The organism is Pseudooceanicola nitratireducens, assembly GCF_900109195.1.
GTDB classification, from domain to species: Bacteria; Pseudomonadota; Alphaproteobacteria; order Rhodobacterales; family Rhodobacteraceae; genus Pseudooceanicola; species Pseudooceanicola nitratireducens.
In genome coordinates this window covers 672317-686124 of sequence record NZ_FNZG01000003.1, presented here as the reverse complement: position 1 = coordinate 686124, position 13808 = coordinate 672317, and the positions used below count along the sequence as shown (strand labels likewise).

The 13808-nt window shown below is 63.2% G+C and carries 15 protein-coding genes; 9 read left to right on the top strand and 6 right to left on the bottom strand.

Annotated elements, in window-relative coordinates:
• Position 1: 1 nt before the first annotated feature.
• Positions 2-1048 (bottom strand): rod shape-determining protein, encoded by a 1047-nt coding sequence (locus tag BMX99_RS13915; RefSeq protein WP_093452928.1) that lies wholly within the window; start codon positions 1046-1048, stop codon positions 2-4.
• 173 nt (positions 1049-1221) lie between these two features.
• Here BMX99_RS13915 and BMX99_RS13910 point away from each other — a divergent pair, with 173 nt between their 5' ends.
• Entirely contained in the window at positions 1222-1992 is a 771-nt protein-coding gene (locus tag BMX99_RS13910; protein WP_093452925.1) for a 23S rRNA (adenine(2030)-N(6))-methyltransferase RlmJ, read from the top strand.
• 131 nt (positions 1993-2123) lie between these two features.
• Here BMX99_RS13910 and BMX99_RS13905 read toward each other — a convergent pair whose 3' ends face one another.
• Entirely contained in the window at positions 2124-3695 is a 1572-nt protein-coding gene (locus BMX99_RS13905; protein WP_093452923.1) for a 2-isopropylmalate synthase, read from the bottom strand.
• A gap of 325 nt (positions 3696-4020) precedes the next feature.
• On the opposite strand from BMX99_RS13905, the gene BMX99_RS13900 reads away from it, so the two are divergent.
• The 4 genes from BMX99_RS13900 to BMX99_RS13885 all read left to right on the top strand — a co-directional run bounded on the left by BMX99_RS13900 (position 4021) and on the right by BMX99_RS13885 (position 7167).
• On the top strand, positions 4021-4683 hold the full coding sequence (locus tag BMX99_RS13900; protein ID WP_093452921.1) for an SDR family NAD(P)-dependent oxidoreductase: 663 nt from the start codon (positions 4021-4023) through the stop codon (positions 4681-4683).
• Positions 4677-6176, top strand: a complete 1500-nt coding sequence (locus BMX99_RS13895) for a cryptochrome/photolyase family protein (RefSeq protein WP_093452919.1) — start codon at positions 4677-4679, stop codon at positions 6174-6176. The genes BMX99_RS13900 and BMX99_RS13895 overlap by 7 nt, the downstream gene beginning before the upstream one ends.
• Before the next feature lie 62 nt (positions 6177-6238).
• A complete protein-coding gene (locus BMX99_RS13890; protein ID WP_139199542.1) occupies positions 6239-6652 on the top strand; it encodes a hypothetical protein in 414 nt (137 codons plus the stop codon).
• The gene (locus tag BMX99_RS13885) at positions 6652-7167 is read left to right on the top strand and encodes an ImmA/IrrE family metallo-endopeptidase (protein WP_093452915.1); all 516 of its coding nucleotides are present in this window, start codon (positions 6652-6654) and stop codon (positions 7165-7167) included. Before BMX99_RS13890 ends, BMX99_RS13885 begins: the two co-directional genes overlap by 1 nt.
• A gap of 44 nt (positions 7168-7211) precedes the next feature.
• Here BMX99_RS13885 and BMX99_RS13880 read toward each other — a convergent pair whose 3' ends face one another.
• The 3 genes from BMX99_RS13880 to BMX99_RS13870 form a co-directional block, all read right to left on the bottom strand.
• Positions 7212-8285: a 5-(carboxyamino)imidazole ribonucleotide synthase gene (locus tag BMX99_RS13880; RefSeq protein ID WP_093452913.1), complete on the bottom strand. Its 1074-nt coding sequence runs from the start codon at positions 8283-8285 to the stop codon at positions 7212-7214.
• Positions 8278-8766, bottom strand: coding sequence for a 5-(carboxyamino)imidazole ribonucleotide mutase (purE, locus tag BMX99_RS13875; protein WP_093452911.1), 489 nt, complete (start codon positions 8764-8766; stop codon positions 8278-8280). Before purE ends, BMX99_RS13880 begins: the two co-directional genes overlap by 8 nt.
• A 208-nt stretch (positions 8767-8974) precedes the next feature.
• Positions 8975-9199, bottom strand: a complete 225-nt coding sequence (locus BMX99_RS13870; RefSeq protein ID WP_093453350.1) for a YdcH family protein — start codon at positions 9197-9199, stop codon at positions 8975-8977.
• Between the two features lie 153 nt (positions 9200-9352).
• Between BMX99_RS13870 and BMX99_RS13865 the strand changes: the two genes are divergently transcribed.
• From BMX99_RS13865 to map, 4 genes are all read left to right on the top strand, one after another.
• Positions 9353-9766, top strand: a complete 414-nt coding sequence (locus tag BMX99_RS13865; RefSeq protein WP_093452909.1) for an Hsp20 family protein — start codon at positions 9353-9355, stop codon at positions 9764-9766.
• Positions 9767-9769: 3 nt separating this feature from the next.
• A complete protein-coding gene (locus tag BMX99_RS13860) occupies positions 9770-9994 on the top strand; it encodes a DUF1150 family protein (protein WP_093452907.1) in 225 nt (74 codons plus the stop codon).
• 74 nt (positions 9995-10068) lie between these two features.
• Positions 10069-11148, top strand: coding sequence for a succinylglutamate desuccinylase/aspartoacylase family protein (locus tag BMX99_RS13855; protein WP_093452905.1), 1080 nt, complete (start codon positions 10069-10071; stop codon positions 11146-11148).
• Between the two features lie 12 nt (positions 11149-11160).
• Positions 11161-11910, top strand: coding sequence for a type I methionyl aminopeptidase (gene map, locus BMX99_RS13850; protein WP_093452902.1), 750 nt, complete (start codon positions 11161-11163; stop codon positions 11908-11910).
• A 96-nt stretch (positions 11911-12006) separates the two neighbouring features.
• On the opposite strand, the gene BMX99_RS13845 is transcribed toward map, so the two are convergent.
• On the bottom strand, positions 12007-13722 hold the full coding sequence (locus BMX99_RS13845; RefSeq protein WP_093452900.1) for a bifunctional sulfate adenylyltransferase/adenylylsulfate kinase: 1716 nt from the start codon (positions 13720-13722) through the stop codon (positions 12007-12009).
• Between the last annotated feature and the right edge of the window lie 86 nt (positions 13723-13808).

The following is a 13808-nucleotide window of genomic DNA, read 5'->3' as shown; positions in this document are numbered from 1 at the left end:
GTCAGCTGTCGTAATCAATCGCGTGCCGCAGGAGCTTTTCGAACTCCAGCGCCTTGCCGGTGCCAAGCGCCACGCAGTTCAGGCTTTCATCCGCGATCGACACGGCCAGCCCGGTCTGTTCGCGCAGTGCCAGATCCAGATCGCCCAGCAGCGCGCCGCCGCCGGTCAGCATGACGCCCCGGTCGACGATGTCGGCGGCCAGGTCCGGCGGGGTGGCTTCCAGCGCGGTCATCACCGCTTCACAGATCTGCTGCACGGGTTCCGACAGCGCCTCGGCCACCTGGGCCTGGGTGATCTCGGTTTCCTTGGGCACGCCGTTCAGCAGGTCGCGGCCGCGGATGTGCAGGCTTTCGCCGCGTCCGTCGTCGGGCATGCGGGCGGTGCCGATCGTGGTCTTGATGCGTTCGGCGGTGGCTTCGCCGACCAGCAGGTTCTGCTGACGCCGCAGGTAGGAAATGATCGCCTCGTCCATGCGGTCGCCGCCGACGCGGACGGACCGGGCGTAGACGATGTCACCAAGCGAGAGCACCGCGACCTCGGTCGTGCCGCCGCCGATGTCGACGACCATGTTGCCGGTCGGATCGGTGATCGGCATGCCGGCCCCGATGGCCGCGGCAATGGGTTCGGCGATCAGACCCGCGCGGCGCGCGCCCGCGGACAGCACCGACTGGCGGATCGCGCGTTTCTCGACCGGGGTGGCCCCATGGGGCACGCAGACGATGATCTTCGGTTTCGAGAAGGTCGAGCGTTTGTGCACCTTGCGGATGAAATGCTTGATCATCTCTTCGGCCACGTCAAAGTCCGCGATGACCCCTTCGCGCATCGGGCGGATCGCCTCGATCGTGCCGGGGGTCCGGCCCAGCATCAGCTTGGCGTCTTCGCCCACGGCGAGCACCTTTTTGACGCCGTCCTTGACGTGATAGGCGACCACGGAGGGTTCAGACAGAATGACCCCTTTGCCTTTCACGTAGACCAGCGTATTCGCTGTGCCGAGGTCAATCGCCATGTCCGAGGAAATCAGCCCCGGTATCTTGTCCCAAAACGCCATTTATCCGGTAGTCCTGCAAATACCCCCAAGGGCCCGCGACTCGCGTCAAAACGGGCTGATCGGTCTTTTAACGGGGGGAGGCGCAGGGTGAAAGTGCCGGGCCGAACAAATCAGCGTCATTCCGCCAGAGGCGTCCAGCGGAAATTGGCGAAAATGTTGGAAAAGGGAAAGCCATGCTGTCGTATCAGCACCTTTATCACGCGGGAAATCCGGCCGATGTGCACAAACATGCAATTTTGGCCTGGATGTTGGACCGCCTGATTCAGAAGCCGAAACCGCTGACATATATCGAAACGCATGCCGGTCGGGGGCTCTATGACCTCGGCTCTGCCGAGGCGCAGAAGACCGGAGAGGCCGCCGCCGGGGTGGGGCGGATGCTGTCGAAATTCGGGCAGGACAGCGCCTATGCCCGGGTGATTTCGCAGGTCCGCGCGCAGCATGGGGCGCAGGCCTATCCCGGATCGCCGCTGATCGCCGCGACGATGCTGCGGGCCGAGGATCGCATCCACCTGGCCGAATTGCATCCGCAGGAACACGCCGCGCTGTCCCTGGCCCTGCGGGGGCGGGTGAAACCGCGCAGGGCAGACGGGTTCGAGCTGGCGCTGTCGCTTTGCCCGCCCGAGCCGCGACGCGGCGTGGTGCTGATCGACCCGAGCTACGAGATTAAGGCGGATTACGACCGGCTGCCCAAGATCATCGGGCAGATCCACAAGGCCTGGAACGTGGGCGTGATCGCGCTGTGGTATCCGATCCTGAAGGACGGGCGGCACCGGGCCATGATCCGCGCGCTGGAGGGGGCGGATCTGCCCAAGGCGGTAAAAAGCGAGGTGAGCTTTCCACCCGTGCGCGAAGGTCACGGGATGGTCGGATCGGGCATGTTCGTGGTGAATACGCCCTTCGGGCTTGAGGACGAGGCGGCGGCGCTGGCGAAGCTTTTCGGCTGACCGGCGGGCTCATCGCGCCCTGACGTGCGCGCCTCGCAACAGGCGAGGCGAGGAAGCCTGTAAGGGCTGAGGAGCATTCGGCGGATAGATGCCAAAAGAAAAGGCCCGGTCGAAACCGGGCCTTTGATGTCTCAGCTGACGTCCTTGTAGCTGATCTCGCGCCGGTCGGCCCCTTCGCCGACCTTGCCGCGCCGCACCAGCAGGCGGTTGAGTGCGTGGATATAGGCCTTCACGCTGGCCACGACCGTATCGGTGTCGGCCGACTGACCGGTGACGATGCGGCCGTCTTCGTTCAGGCGGACAGAGACAGTGGCCTGGGCGTCAGTGCCCTGGGTCACGGCGTGCACCTGGTACAGCTCAAGCTTGGCGCCATGTGGGAAGATGTCCTTCACCGCGTTGAAGCAGGCGTCGACGGGGCCGTCACCGGTGGTCTCGGCGCGCTTTTCCTCACCATCCACCAGCATGACCATATCGGCAGACTGGCCGTCGGTGCCGCAGACGACCTTGAGCGATTTCAGCTCAAGCCGGTCGGGCGTTGCGTCTTCTGCATCGCGCACCAGCGTCCAGAGATCGTCTTCGTAGACCTCTTTCTTGCGGTCGGCGAGGTCCTTGAACCGCACGAACAGGTCGTTCAGCTGGTTCTGGCCCAGTTCGATCCCAAGCCCTTCAAGCTTGGAGCGCAGCGCGGCCCGGCCCGAGTGCTTGCCAAGGACGATGTTGTCCTCGTTCAGCCCGATGTCGGCGGGTTTCATGATCTCGAAGGTCTCGACGTTCTTCAGCACGCCATCCTGGTGGATGCCGGATTCGTGCAGAAAGGCGTTCTTGCCGACGATCGCCTTGTTGTACTGCACCGGAAAGCCCGAAACGGTGGCGACGCGGCGCGACAGCTTCATGATCTTCGTGGTGTCGATGCCGGTGCGGTAGGGCATGATGTCGTTGCGCACCTTCAGGGCCATCACGACCTCTTCCAGCGCGGTGTTGCCCGCCCGTTCGCCCAGGCCGTTGATCGTGCATTCGATCTGGCGTGCGCCGGCCTCGACCGCAGCGAGGGAGTTCGCCGTCGCCATGCCAAGGTCGTTGTGGCAATGGGTGGCAAAGACGATTTCGTCCGCACCCGGCACCCGTTCCAGCAACATGCGGATCAGGTCGGCGCTTTCGCGCGGCGCGGTATAGCCGACGGTGTCGGGGATGTTGATCGTCGTGGCACCGGCCTTGATGGCGATTTCCACCACGCGGCACAGGTAATCATGTTCCGTCCGCGTCGCATCCATAGGCGACCATTGCACGTTGTCGCAAAGGTTGCGCGCATGGGTCACGGTCTCATGGATCTTGTCGGCCATCTCGTCCATGGTCAGGTTCGGGATGGCGCGGTGCAGCGGCGAGGTGCCGATGAAGGTATGGATCCGCGGCTGGCGCGCGTGTTTCACGGCCTCCCAGTTGCGGTCGATGTCCTTGAAGTTGGCGCGGCTCAGCCCGCAGATCACCGAGTTGACCGAGTTCTTGGCGATTTCCGAAACCGCGTTGAAGTCGCCTTCCGAGGCGATCGGGAAGCCGGCCTCGATGATGTCCACGCCCATTTCGTCCAGCGCCGCGGCGATTTCCAGCTTTTCCTCGTGCGTCATGGTCGCGCCCGGGGATTGTTCGCCATCGCGAAGGGTCGTGTCGAAGATCAGGACGTGGTCCTGTTTGGTATCGGTGGTCATGTGGATATTCCTTTTTCTCCTAAAGCCATGGCGCGAGACGGCATACCTCTGAGCGGTCGCGCCTGTATGGCACGCTCAGAGGCGGATTAGGAGTAGGCACAGGGCATCGCGGCGCGTCATGCGTGCCTTTGCGATGGTGATATGCCCGGGTCTGGTCATGCGGTTTCTATAACCCGGGGAGGCGGGGATGGAAAGCCGTCAATCATGCCGCAGGGCAGCATCGGGGTGGCGGCGCGGGCAGGGGCGGGTTTGCATGCCCCGGGGGCGTGGCCCCAAGGGCAATTGGCGTTTGATCCAAAGGGCGGGTGCCCCACGTATCAGGGGCATGAAACAGGCTTTGATCATAGGTGCCTCGGGTGCCATCGGGGGGGCAGTTGCCACCCATCTTGAAGGGCAGGGCGTGGCGGTGAACCGCCTGTCGCGCCGTGCGGACGGGCTGGACCTGACCGATGCGGCCAGCGTGGCGCGGGCTCTGACGGGGCGCGGGCCCTATGATCTGGTCCTCGTTGCCACCGGCGCGCTGGAGATCGCCGGGAAGGGCCCCGAAAAGGCGTTGAAAGAGATCGACGCCGACGCCATGGCCGCGCAATTCGCGCTGAACGCCATCGGGCCGGCGCTGGTGCTGCGCCATGCGGGCGATCTTTTGCCCCGGCAGGGGCGGTCGGTGCTGGCGGTGCTGACGGCGCGGGTCGGGTCCATCGGCGACAACCGACTGGGCGGCTGGTACAGCTACCGCGCCGCCAAGGCCGCCGCCAACCAGATCGTGCATACCTCCGCGATCGAACTGGCCCGAAGCCACCGCGACGCCATCGTCACCGCCCTGCATCCCGGCACCGTGCAAAGCGATCTTACCGCGCGCTATCTGGGCCGCCATCCTGCCGTGCCCCCGGCGCAGGCCGCCGCGAACCTGATCCGCGTGATCGACGGGCTGGGGCCGCAGGACAGCGGGCAATTCTACGACTGGAAAGGGGATTCAGTGCCATGGTGAGGCGTGTGATCCTTGTGCTGGGCGATCAGCTGACGCCCGAATTGCCGGTGCTGCGCGATGGCGACCCCGAACAAGACCTGATCGTGATGGCCGAGGTTGCGGATGAAACCGGCTATGTGCCGCATCACCCCAAGAAGATCGCGCTGGTCCTGTCGGCCATGCGCCATTTCGCGCAGGACTTGCGCGATGACGGCTGGACCGTGCGGTACTTCAAACTGGACGAGGACGGGCCGAAATCCATCTGTGGCGCGCTGATGCAGGTGCACCAGGATGAACACCCCGAGGAAATCATAGCCACCCGCCCCGGCGAATGGCGCCTGATTGAGGCACTTGAGGCCTGTCCCGTCACCGTCCGCCTGGTCGAGGATGACCGTTTCTTCTGCTCCATCGACCGGTTCAAGACATGGGCCGAAGGGCGGAAAGAGCTGCGGATGGAGTGGTTCTACCGCGAGATGCGGCGCGAAAGCGGGCTGCTGATGCAGGGCAAGGACCCTGCCGGCGGGCAGTGGAATTATGACAAGGACAACCGCAAGCCCGCACAGCGATCCATGCTGCAGGCGCGGCCGATGGAATTCACCCCCGATGAGATCACCGACGAGGTGCTGACCCTGGTCCGCGAGAGGTTTTCCGACAATTTCGGCAGCCTTGATCCCTTTGTCTTCGGCACCACCCGCACTCAGGCGCGCCGTGCGCTGACCCATTTCGTCAAGACCCAGCTGCCCGAATTCGGTGACACCCAGGACGCCATGCTGCTGGACGAACCCTATCTGAACCACGCGCTGGTCTCGATCTACCTGAACATCGGGCTCTTGACCCCGCGTGAGGTCTGCGACGCCGCCGAGGCCGCCTATCGCGCCGGTGACGTGCCGATCAACTCGGCCGAGGGGTTCATCCGCCAGATCCTTGGCTGGCGGGAATACGTCCGCGGCATCTATTTCCTCAAGGGACCTGACTACACCGGGTCCAACACGTTGGAGCATAAACGCGATCTGCCCGCCGCCTATTGGGGCGGGGACACGGACATGCGCTGCATTTCCGAGGTCGTCGCCCAGACCCGCGACCTGGCCTATGCCCACCATATCCAGCGGCTGATGATCACCGGCAACTACGCGCTTCTGCTTGGGGTGGACCCGGCGCAGGTGCATGAATGGTATCTGTCGGTCTACGCGGACGCCTTCGAATGGGTCGAGGCCCCGAACACAATCGGCATGTCGCAATGGGCGGACGGGGGCGTGGTGGCGTCCAAGCCCTATGTGTCTTCGGCCAATTACATCAAGAAGATGTCCGACTATTGCGCAGGGTGTGCCTATGATCCCGACGTGAAACTGGGCGAAGGGGCCTGCCCGTTCAACCTATTGTACTGGGACTTCCTTGTGCGCCACCGGGACCGGTTCGAGGGCAACCGGCGGATGGGGGTCGTCTACAAGGCCTGGGACAGGATGGACGAGGAGAAGCAGCGGGAGATCTTGGCGGGGGCGGGGAAGTTGACCTGATATGGCTGTAACTTATTCGGATTGTATATTTGGGCTCTTTGACGCAAAGTAGCGTCGATTTCTTGGAAATGAGTTTCATGCGATCCAATAGCGATAAATCGCGCATTGACTTCGCGCTGACATTATCGACCGCAGCTATCATATTGAATGTGGTCGTTTTGTTTGTCGTTCTACTCAGATGGAACCTGATGGGCACTGATCCCAACTTGGATCCAGTGGCCGTATCTTTAACGGTCTTGGAGATTTTTCTTGCGGTTATAGCTTTAGGTGGTTTTTGGTTGTTTCGTGGCATCGTTAAAGAACATGCTGAAGAAATCGCCAAAGCTGTTGCAAGAGAAGTGTCTGAGACAGAAGCCGCCGATACAGCGTATGTCGTAGCCTTGCGAGTAGCCGAAGCTACGATTTCTGCTAAGATGGGCATTGACGAGAGTGCTACTCAGGCCCAAGTAGATGCTTTCTCGGAGGATGATGAGTGATGAACATGGACCAAGATGTTCTGGATACAGTTGCTCGGTTCTCAAAGCAGGGCCCGGTGGATGTCCGTGCGATTATCTCAGCGCTAGGAATCGATTATGATGAAAAGACGCTTCCTTCTGGTGCTTCGGGGCAAATCACGTATCAGGATGGATCCTTTCAGATTGTGGTGAACGCGGCCGATGTGGAAGCCCGGAAGAGATTTACCGCAGCGCATGAATTAGCTCACTTTATGCTGCATAGGGATCTTTTGGAGAAGAGAGGTAAGCTAAATAGGCACACAGACATTTTGTTCGGAGACAACGCTCAGAACAATCCGCCCGCTCCTTTCAGCCCCTCGCATGAGGTGCAGGCGAATCGATATGCTGCGGAATTGCTGATGCCGGCGGCGCGGGTCCGAGCCTCTTGGAACAAAGCTGAAGACAACGTTGAACAGCTTGCTAAGAAGCTAGGCGTTTCGCTCAAAGCTATGAAAGTTAGATTGAAAAATTTAGGGCTGAGGGACACCGTTGACTGAATGGTTCTCAAGGGTAACTATCGCCTGACTGCCATGTGCGGACCTCACCCAACCCTGTTCACATGCCCCATCTTCCGACCGGCCTTGACCTCGGCCTTGCCGTATAGGTGCAGGGCGACGCCCGGTTCTTGTGCCAGGGCCGGCACGCGGGACATGTCGTCGCCGATCAGGTTCTCCATGACCACGTCGGCGTGGCGCGTGCCGTCGCCCAAAGGCCAGCCGGCCACCGCGCGGATGTGCTGTTCGAACTGGTCCACGACACAGCCGTTCTGGGTCCAGTGGCCGGAATTGTGCACGCGCGGGGCGATCTCGTTCACGATCAGGCCCTGGGGGGTGACGAAAAGCTCGACCCCCATGACACCGACATAGTCCAGCGCATTCAAGATTTTGGCCGCCAGTAGCACAGCATCGGTGCGGGCCGAGGCGGGCAGGGTGGCGGGCACGGTCGTCGTATGCAGGATGCCGTCGCGGTGCACGTTCTCACCGGGGTCATAGCAGGCGACCGATCCGTCCAGGCCACGGGCCGCGATGATCGAGACCTCGGAGGTGAAATCGACGAAGCCTTCCAGGATCGAGGGCGCGCCCTTCATGTCGGCCAGCGCCTGATCCGCGTCCGAGGCCGCCTTGATCCGCGCCTGGCCCTTGCCGTCATAGCCGAAGCGCCGGGTCTTGAGGATCGCGGGGGCACCGATGCTGTCCAGCGCGGCACTCAGGGCGGCAGCATCGGGGATGTCGGCATAAGGCGCGGTCTTCAGGCCGAGGCCCGTCAGGAAATCCTTTTCCGTCATCCGGTCCTGGGACACGCGCAGCGCCTCGCGGCCGGGGCGGATGGGGCGGATGTTTTCCAGAATATCCAGCGCCGATGTCGGGATGTTCTCGAACTCGTAGGTGATGACATCGACGGAGGCCGCGAATTTCTTCAGCGCCTCGACGTCGTCATACTCGGCCTGGAAATGGTAATTCGCGACGTGAGAAGCTGGGCAATCGCCGCCCGGCTCAAAAATGCAGGTCTTGAAGCCAAGGCGCGAAGCCGCGACCGAGAGCATCCGGCCCAGCTGGCCGCCGCCCAGGATACCGATGGTCGATCCGGTCGGGAGCATGTCGGGTGTCTTACGCATCGGTCGGCTCATCGGGAATGGAGGCCGAGAGCGCCTCGCGCCAAGTGTCGAGGCGGGCGGCCAGATCGGCATCGCTAATGGCGAGGATCCCGGCGGCCATCAGACCCGCATTGGCGGCCCCGGCGGATCCGATCGCCATGGTCGCCACGGGGAAGCCCTTCGGCATCTGGACGATGGAATAAAGGCTGTCGACGCCCGACAGCGCGCGGGTCTGGACCGGCACGCCGATCACCGGCACGCGGGTCTTCGACGCCATCATGCCGGGCAGATGCGCCGCGCCGCCGGCCCCCGCGATGATCACGTGCAGGCCCCGTTCCGCGGCCGTCTTGCCATAGGACCAGAGCCGGTCCGGGGTGCGATGCGCCGAGACGATTTTTGCCTCGTAGGCGATGCCCAGCTCGTCCAGAATACTGGCGGCTTCCTTCATCGTCGGCCAGTCGGACTGGCTGCCCATGATGATCCCAACCTTGATATCGCTCATCTTCGTCCCCGGTCGTTGGCGGAAAGCGGCCCTGCGGTCGGGCCCGGTCTTCGATCCCCGCGTTATAAGCGGTTGCGCGGAAGGTGCAATTGTTCAAGCGGGGGGTGAGGGGGCGCTGCCCCCTCACACTCCCCCGGGATATTTCTGGCAAGAGGATGGGAGCGGGCGGTTGTTAAGAAAGCGTAGGGTGTGGAGTGGGGCGCGAGGGTCAGGCGATGATGTCGGGGGTCAGGCGGTCCTCGATCAGGGCGATGCGGTCCTTGAGCAGGAGTTTCTGCTTTTTCAGGCGTTGCAGCGTCAGCTGATCCGAGGTGCCGCGGTCCTGGAGGGCGCGGATCGCCTCATCGAGGTCGGAATGTTCGCGACGGAAGACCTCGAGCTCGACCTTGAGGACATCGTCCGTTTTCATCGAGATATCGTCGCGCATGTTCATTGGCATCCCCTCGGGCAGCAGTGCCTTGATCATAGACACTTTCCCCAGGTGCCGCAAAGCCCTTGCAAGGGGCGGGCGGGCTGACCATATTCAACCCATGGGTCGCCGAAACGGGGCCCTGCCAGACTGTCGCTTAAAGACCAAGGACGTGTCATGACGAAAATGACCCTGGGGGCACACCCCTACATGCTGGGGTTCGAGCAGCTGGAACGGCTGCTGGAACGTTCGGCGAAGGCCGGGAATGACGGCTATCCTCCGTTCAACATCGAACAGACGAGCGCGCGGTCCTATCGGATCACGCTGGCGGTGGCCGGATTCCGCGAGGAAGACCTGGCGATCACGCTTGAGGACAGCCAGCTGGTCATCCGAGGCCGACAGAGTGACGACGGCGAGGGACGCCATTTCCTGCATCGCGGTATTGCCGCCCGACAGTTTCAGCGCAGTTTCGTACTGGCCGACGGTGTCGAGGTGGGCGACGCGATCATGGAGAACGGATTGCTGCATGTCGACCTGACCCGGGTGGAGCCCGAGAATGTCGTGCAGACGATCGCCATCAAGAAAGGGTAAGTCATGGACGCCACTTATGAATTCGACACCGACCAGGAACGCATCGTTTACGTGCGGTCGGTGAATGTTGCCGATCTGCCCGAGGATGTGCAGGAACAGGCCGAGGGTCTGGACCACCTTTATGCGGTGCATGATGCCAGCGGTGAAAGACTGGCGCTGGTCAAGGACCGCAGCATGGCCTTCGTGCTGGCGCGGCAAAACGACCTGGCCCCGGTGCCTGTGCATTGATGATGTGTCTGGAGCTGTGGTCCGGCCAATCCGGCGCAGTGCGCCTTGGGGCCGCCGAAGGGCGGGGGCGCTGAATGGTCCGCAGGGCCGCGTTCCAGATCAACGGGATCGAGGTTGCACCGGGGCAGACGGCCTCGGTCGATCTGCCGGTTTCGGTGCTGCCTGACCACACGCCGGTGAACCTGCGGGTGATCGTCGTGCATGGCCGGACCGAAGGCCCGACCGCCTTTGTCAGCGCCGCGATCCACGGAGACGAGGTCAACGGGGTCGAGGTCGCGCGCCGTCTGCTGGGGCAGAAGGCGCTGCGGGGTCTGAAGGGCACGCTTCTGGTGGTGCCGATCGTGAATACCTTCGGCTTTCTCAACCGGTCCCGGTATCTGCCCGACCGGCGCGACCTGAACCGGTCCTTCCCGGGAAGCGAAGGCGGATCGCTGGCCGCAAGGTTGGCGCATCTGTTCCTGCATGACGTGGTGCTGCGCTGCGATTTCGGCATCGATCTGCATTCGGCGGCCGTGAACCGCACCAACCTGCCGCAGACGCGGGTCAGCCCCGACGACACCGGCCTGATGGAGCTGGCGCGGGTCTTCGGGGCCCCGGTCATCATCCCCTCGACCGAGAGGTCCGGTTCGCTGCGGGCCGAGGCGCGCAAGCGCGGGGTCGAGACGCTGCTTTATGAAGCCGGAGAGGGGCTGCGGGTCGATGACGCCTCGGTCAAGATCGGGGTGGCGGGGATCCTGAAGGTGCTGCGCCATCGCGGCATGCTGGGCGTGCGCGGGCAGACAAAGGCCCCAGCCAACACACCGGCGAAACCACCGACGCGCAGACCGCGTGCGCCGCTTCTGGCCCGACGCAGCCTGTGGGAACGCGCCCCGATTGGCGGGATCCTGACCACCTATCGCAAGGACGGCGACATCGTGTCGGAAGGCGATCTTCTGGCCCGCGTCGCCAACCCCTTCGGAGGCGAAGAGGCCGAGCTGCGCGCCGGTGTCGACGGGCTGGTCATCGGCCATGCGGTCATGCCGGTGGTGAACGAAGGCGATGCGGTCTTCCACATTGCCCAGATCGAACGCCCCGTGACCGAGAATGTCGTTCTGGACGAGATCGCCCAGCATCTGTCGCGCGATCCGCTATTCGACGAAGACGAAATCATCTGAGGGCATTCTGCCATTACCATCACAAAGGAAGACGAGCTGGAGGGCCTGCGCGTCATCGGCCGCATCGTGGCCAACACGGTTCAGGCGATGAAAGACGCGATGGAGCCGGGCATGACCACTGCCGAGCTGGACCAGATCGGTGCGCGTTTCCTTGAAAGGGAAGGGGCCGTATCCGCCCCGCAGGAGATCTATGATTTTCCTGGTGCGACCTGCATCAGCGTCAACGAGGAAATCGCCCACGGCATCCCCGGCCCCCGCGTGATCCGGGCGGGCGATCTGGTGAACATCGACGTGTCCGCCAGCAAGGACGGGTTCTTTGCCGACACCGGGGCCACCTTCCGGGTCGGGCCGGTCAAGCCGCGCCTGGAGAAACTGTGCCGCGACGGGCGACGTGCCTGCCAGATCGGGATTTCCCAGGTCGCCAGCGACCGGCCCCTGGTGGGGATCGGCAAGGCGGTTGGTAAATTCGCCGAAAAGGGCGGCTATACGCTGATCCGCAATCTGGCGAGCCATGGGGTCGGTCGGTCCCTGCACGAAGAGCCGGGCGAGATCCCGACCTGGCCGACGCGCGGTGACCGGCGGCGGATCAACCGCGGGCTGGTGCTGACGGTCGAACCCTTCCTGTCGCTTGGCGGGCTCTGGGCGGATGAGGGCGATGATGGCTGGACGCTGTTCGCCCAGCCTGCGGCCCCGGTCGTGCAGTATGAACATACGGTCGTGGCCACGGATCGCGGGGCCATCGTGGTGACGCTGCCCGGCTAGGGGTGCGCCCCGTCCCGAAGACATGGCATGAAGACGACAATGGAACGAAAAAGGCCCGGAGGATGCTCCGGGCCTTTTTATTGGGTCATGGTGCGATCAATGCGCGGCGATCAGGCCGAGGCTTTCCAGCTTCAGGATCACCTGATGGGCGCAGTTGTCCACATCGACATTCTCGGTCTCGACGCTCAGCTCGGGGTTGGCGGGCACGTCATAGGGATCGGAAATCCCGGTGAATTCCTTGATCTTGCCTTCGCGTGCCAGTTTGTACAGGCCCTTGCGGTCGCGGCGTTCGCATTCCTCGATCGAGGTGGCGACGTGCACTTCGATGAAGGCACCGAATTGCTCGACGTCCTCGCGCACGGCGCGGCGGGTGGTGGCATAGGGCGCGATCGGGGCACAGATGGCGATACCGCCGTTCTTGGTGATCTCGCTTGCCACATAACCGATGCGGCGGATGTTCAGATCGCGGTGCTCTTTCGAGAAGCCGAGCTCGGAGCTGAGGTTCTTCCGCACAATGTCACCATCAAGCAGCGTCACCGGACGGCCGCCCATCTCCATCAGCTTGACCATCAGCGCGTTGGCAATGGTCGACTTGCCCGACCCGGAGAAGCCGGTGAAGAAGACGGTGAAGCCCTGTTTGGACCGCGGCGGTTTGGTTTTGCGCAGCTCGGCGACGACCTCGGGGAACGAGAACCACTCGGGGATCTCAAGGCCCTCGGCCAGGCGGCGGCGCAGTTCCGTTCCGCTGATGTTCAGGATGGTGACGTCATCGCGGTCGGCGATCTCGTCATTGGGTTCGTACTGGGCGCGTTCTTGCACATAGACCATGTGTTTGAAGTCGACCATTTCGATGCCCATTTCTTCCTGATGGGCGCGGAACAGGTCCTGCGCGTCATAGGGGCCATAGAAATCGTCACCGGCAGAGTTCTTGCCGGGGCCGGCGTGGTCGCGGCCGACGATGAAATGGGTGCAGCCATAGTTCTTGCGGATCAGCCCGTGCCAGACCGCTTCGCGGGGGCCGGCCATGCGCATCGCCAGCGGCAGCAGCGACATGGTGGTGGTGGACTGGGGGTATTTGTCCAGCACGGCCTCGTAGCAGCGCACGCGGGTGAAGTGATCGACATCGCCCGGCTTGGTCATGCCGACAACCGGATGGATCAGCAGGTTGGCCTGGGCTTCGCGGGCGGCGCGGAAGGTCAGTTCCTGGTGGGCACGGTGCAGCGGGTTGCGGGTCTGGAAGGCCACGACCTTGCGCCAGCCCAGTTTGCGGAAATAGGCGCGCAGTTCATTGGGCGTGTCGCGGCGGGCGCGGAAATCATAGTGCACGGGCTGCTGGATGCCGGTGACCGGGCCGCCCAGATAGACCTTGCCAGCGGTGTTGTGCAGGTAGTTGACGGCCGGATGCGCGTCGTCGTCGGCCCCAAAGACCTTTTCCGCTTCGCGCGATTTGTTCGGGGTCCAGCGGTCGGTCACGGTCATGGTGCCCAGGATCACGCCTTCTTGGTCGCGCAGGGCGATGTCCTGGCCGATTTCGATGCTGTCAGCGAAGCCTTCCGAGACGTCCAGGGTGATCGGCATCGGCCAGAGCGTGCCGTCGGCCAGGCGCATGTTCTCGACCACGCCGTTGTAGTCTTCTTCCGACAGGAAGCCCTTGAGCGGGTTGAACCCGCCGTTCATCAGCAGTTCCAGGTCGCAGATCTGACGCGGGGACAGATCCCAGCTGGTCAGATCGGCGGCTTCGACCTTCAGTTTCTGCGCACTGTCGTAGGAAACGAACAGCTCGGGGATGGGGGCGAGATTGTTGGTGGTCATCGGATAACTCTCGGTCTGAAAATATCGTCGTTCGGGTGGCACGCGCGGTCGCGTTTGGGGGCTGGATAGTCCCGCGGTTAATGTGA

Bases quoted from the DNA above. Each gene is read 5' to 3' on its own strand.
- BMX99_RS13915 (WP_093452928.1), bottom strand. From the start codon at position 1,048: ATGGCGTTTTGGGACAAGATACCGGGGCTGATTTCCTCGGACATGGCG.
- BMX99_RS13910 (WP_093452925.1), top strand. From the start codon at position 1,222: ATGCTGTCGTATCAGCACCTTTATCACGCGGGAAATCCGGCCGATGTG.
- BMX99_RS13905 (WP_093452923.1), bottom strand. From the start codon at position 3,695: ATGACCACCGATACCAAACAGGACCACGTCCTGATCTTCGACACGACC.
- BMX99_RS13900 (WP_093452921.1), top strand. From the start codon at position 4,021: ATGAAACAGGCTTTGATCATAGGTGCCTCGGGTGCCATCGGGGGGGCA.
- BMX99_RS13895 (WP_093452919.1), top strand. From the start codon at position 4,677: ATGGTGAGGCGTGTGATCCTTGTGCTGGGCGATCAGCTGACGCCCGAA.
- BMX99_RS13885 (WP_093452915.1), top strand. From the start codon at position 6,652: ATGAACATGGACCAAGATGTTCTGGATACAGTTGCTCGGTTCTCAAAG.
- BMX99_RS13880 (WP_093452913.1), bottom strand. From the start codon at position 8,285: ATGCGTAAGACACCCGACATGCTCCCGACCGGATCGACCATCGGTATC.
- purE (WP_093452911.1), bottom strand. From the start codon at position 8,766: ATGAGCGATATCAAGGTTGGGATCATCATGGGCAGCCAGTCCGACTGG.
- BMX99_RS13870 (WP_093453350.1), bottom strand. From the start codon at position 9,199: ATGAACATGCGCGACGATATCTCGATGAAAACGGACGATGTCCTCAAG.
- BMX99_RS13865 (WP_093452909.1), top strand. From the start codon at position 9,353: ATGACGAAAATGACCCTGGGGGCACACCCCTACATGCTGGGGTTCGAG.
- BMX99_RS13860 (WP_093452907.1), top strand. From the start codon at position 9,770: ATGGACGCCACTTATGAATTCGACACCGACCAGGAACGCATCGTTTAC.
- BMX99_RS13855 (WP_093452905.1), top strand. From the start codon at position 10,069: ATGGTCCGCAGGGCCGCGTTCCAGATCAACGGGATCGAGGTTGCACCG.
- BMX99_RS13845 (WP_093452900.1), bottom strand. From the start codon at position 13,722: ATGACCACCAACAATCTCGCCCCCATCCCCGAGCTGTTCGTTTCCTAC.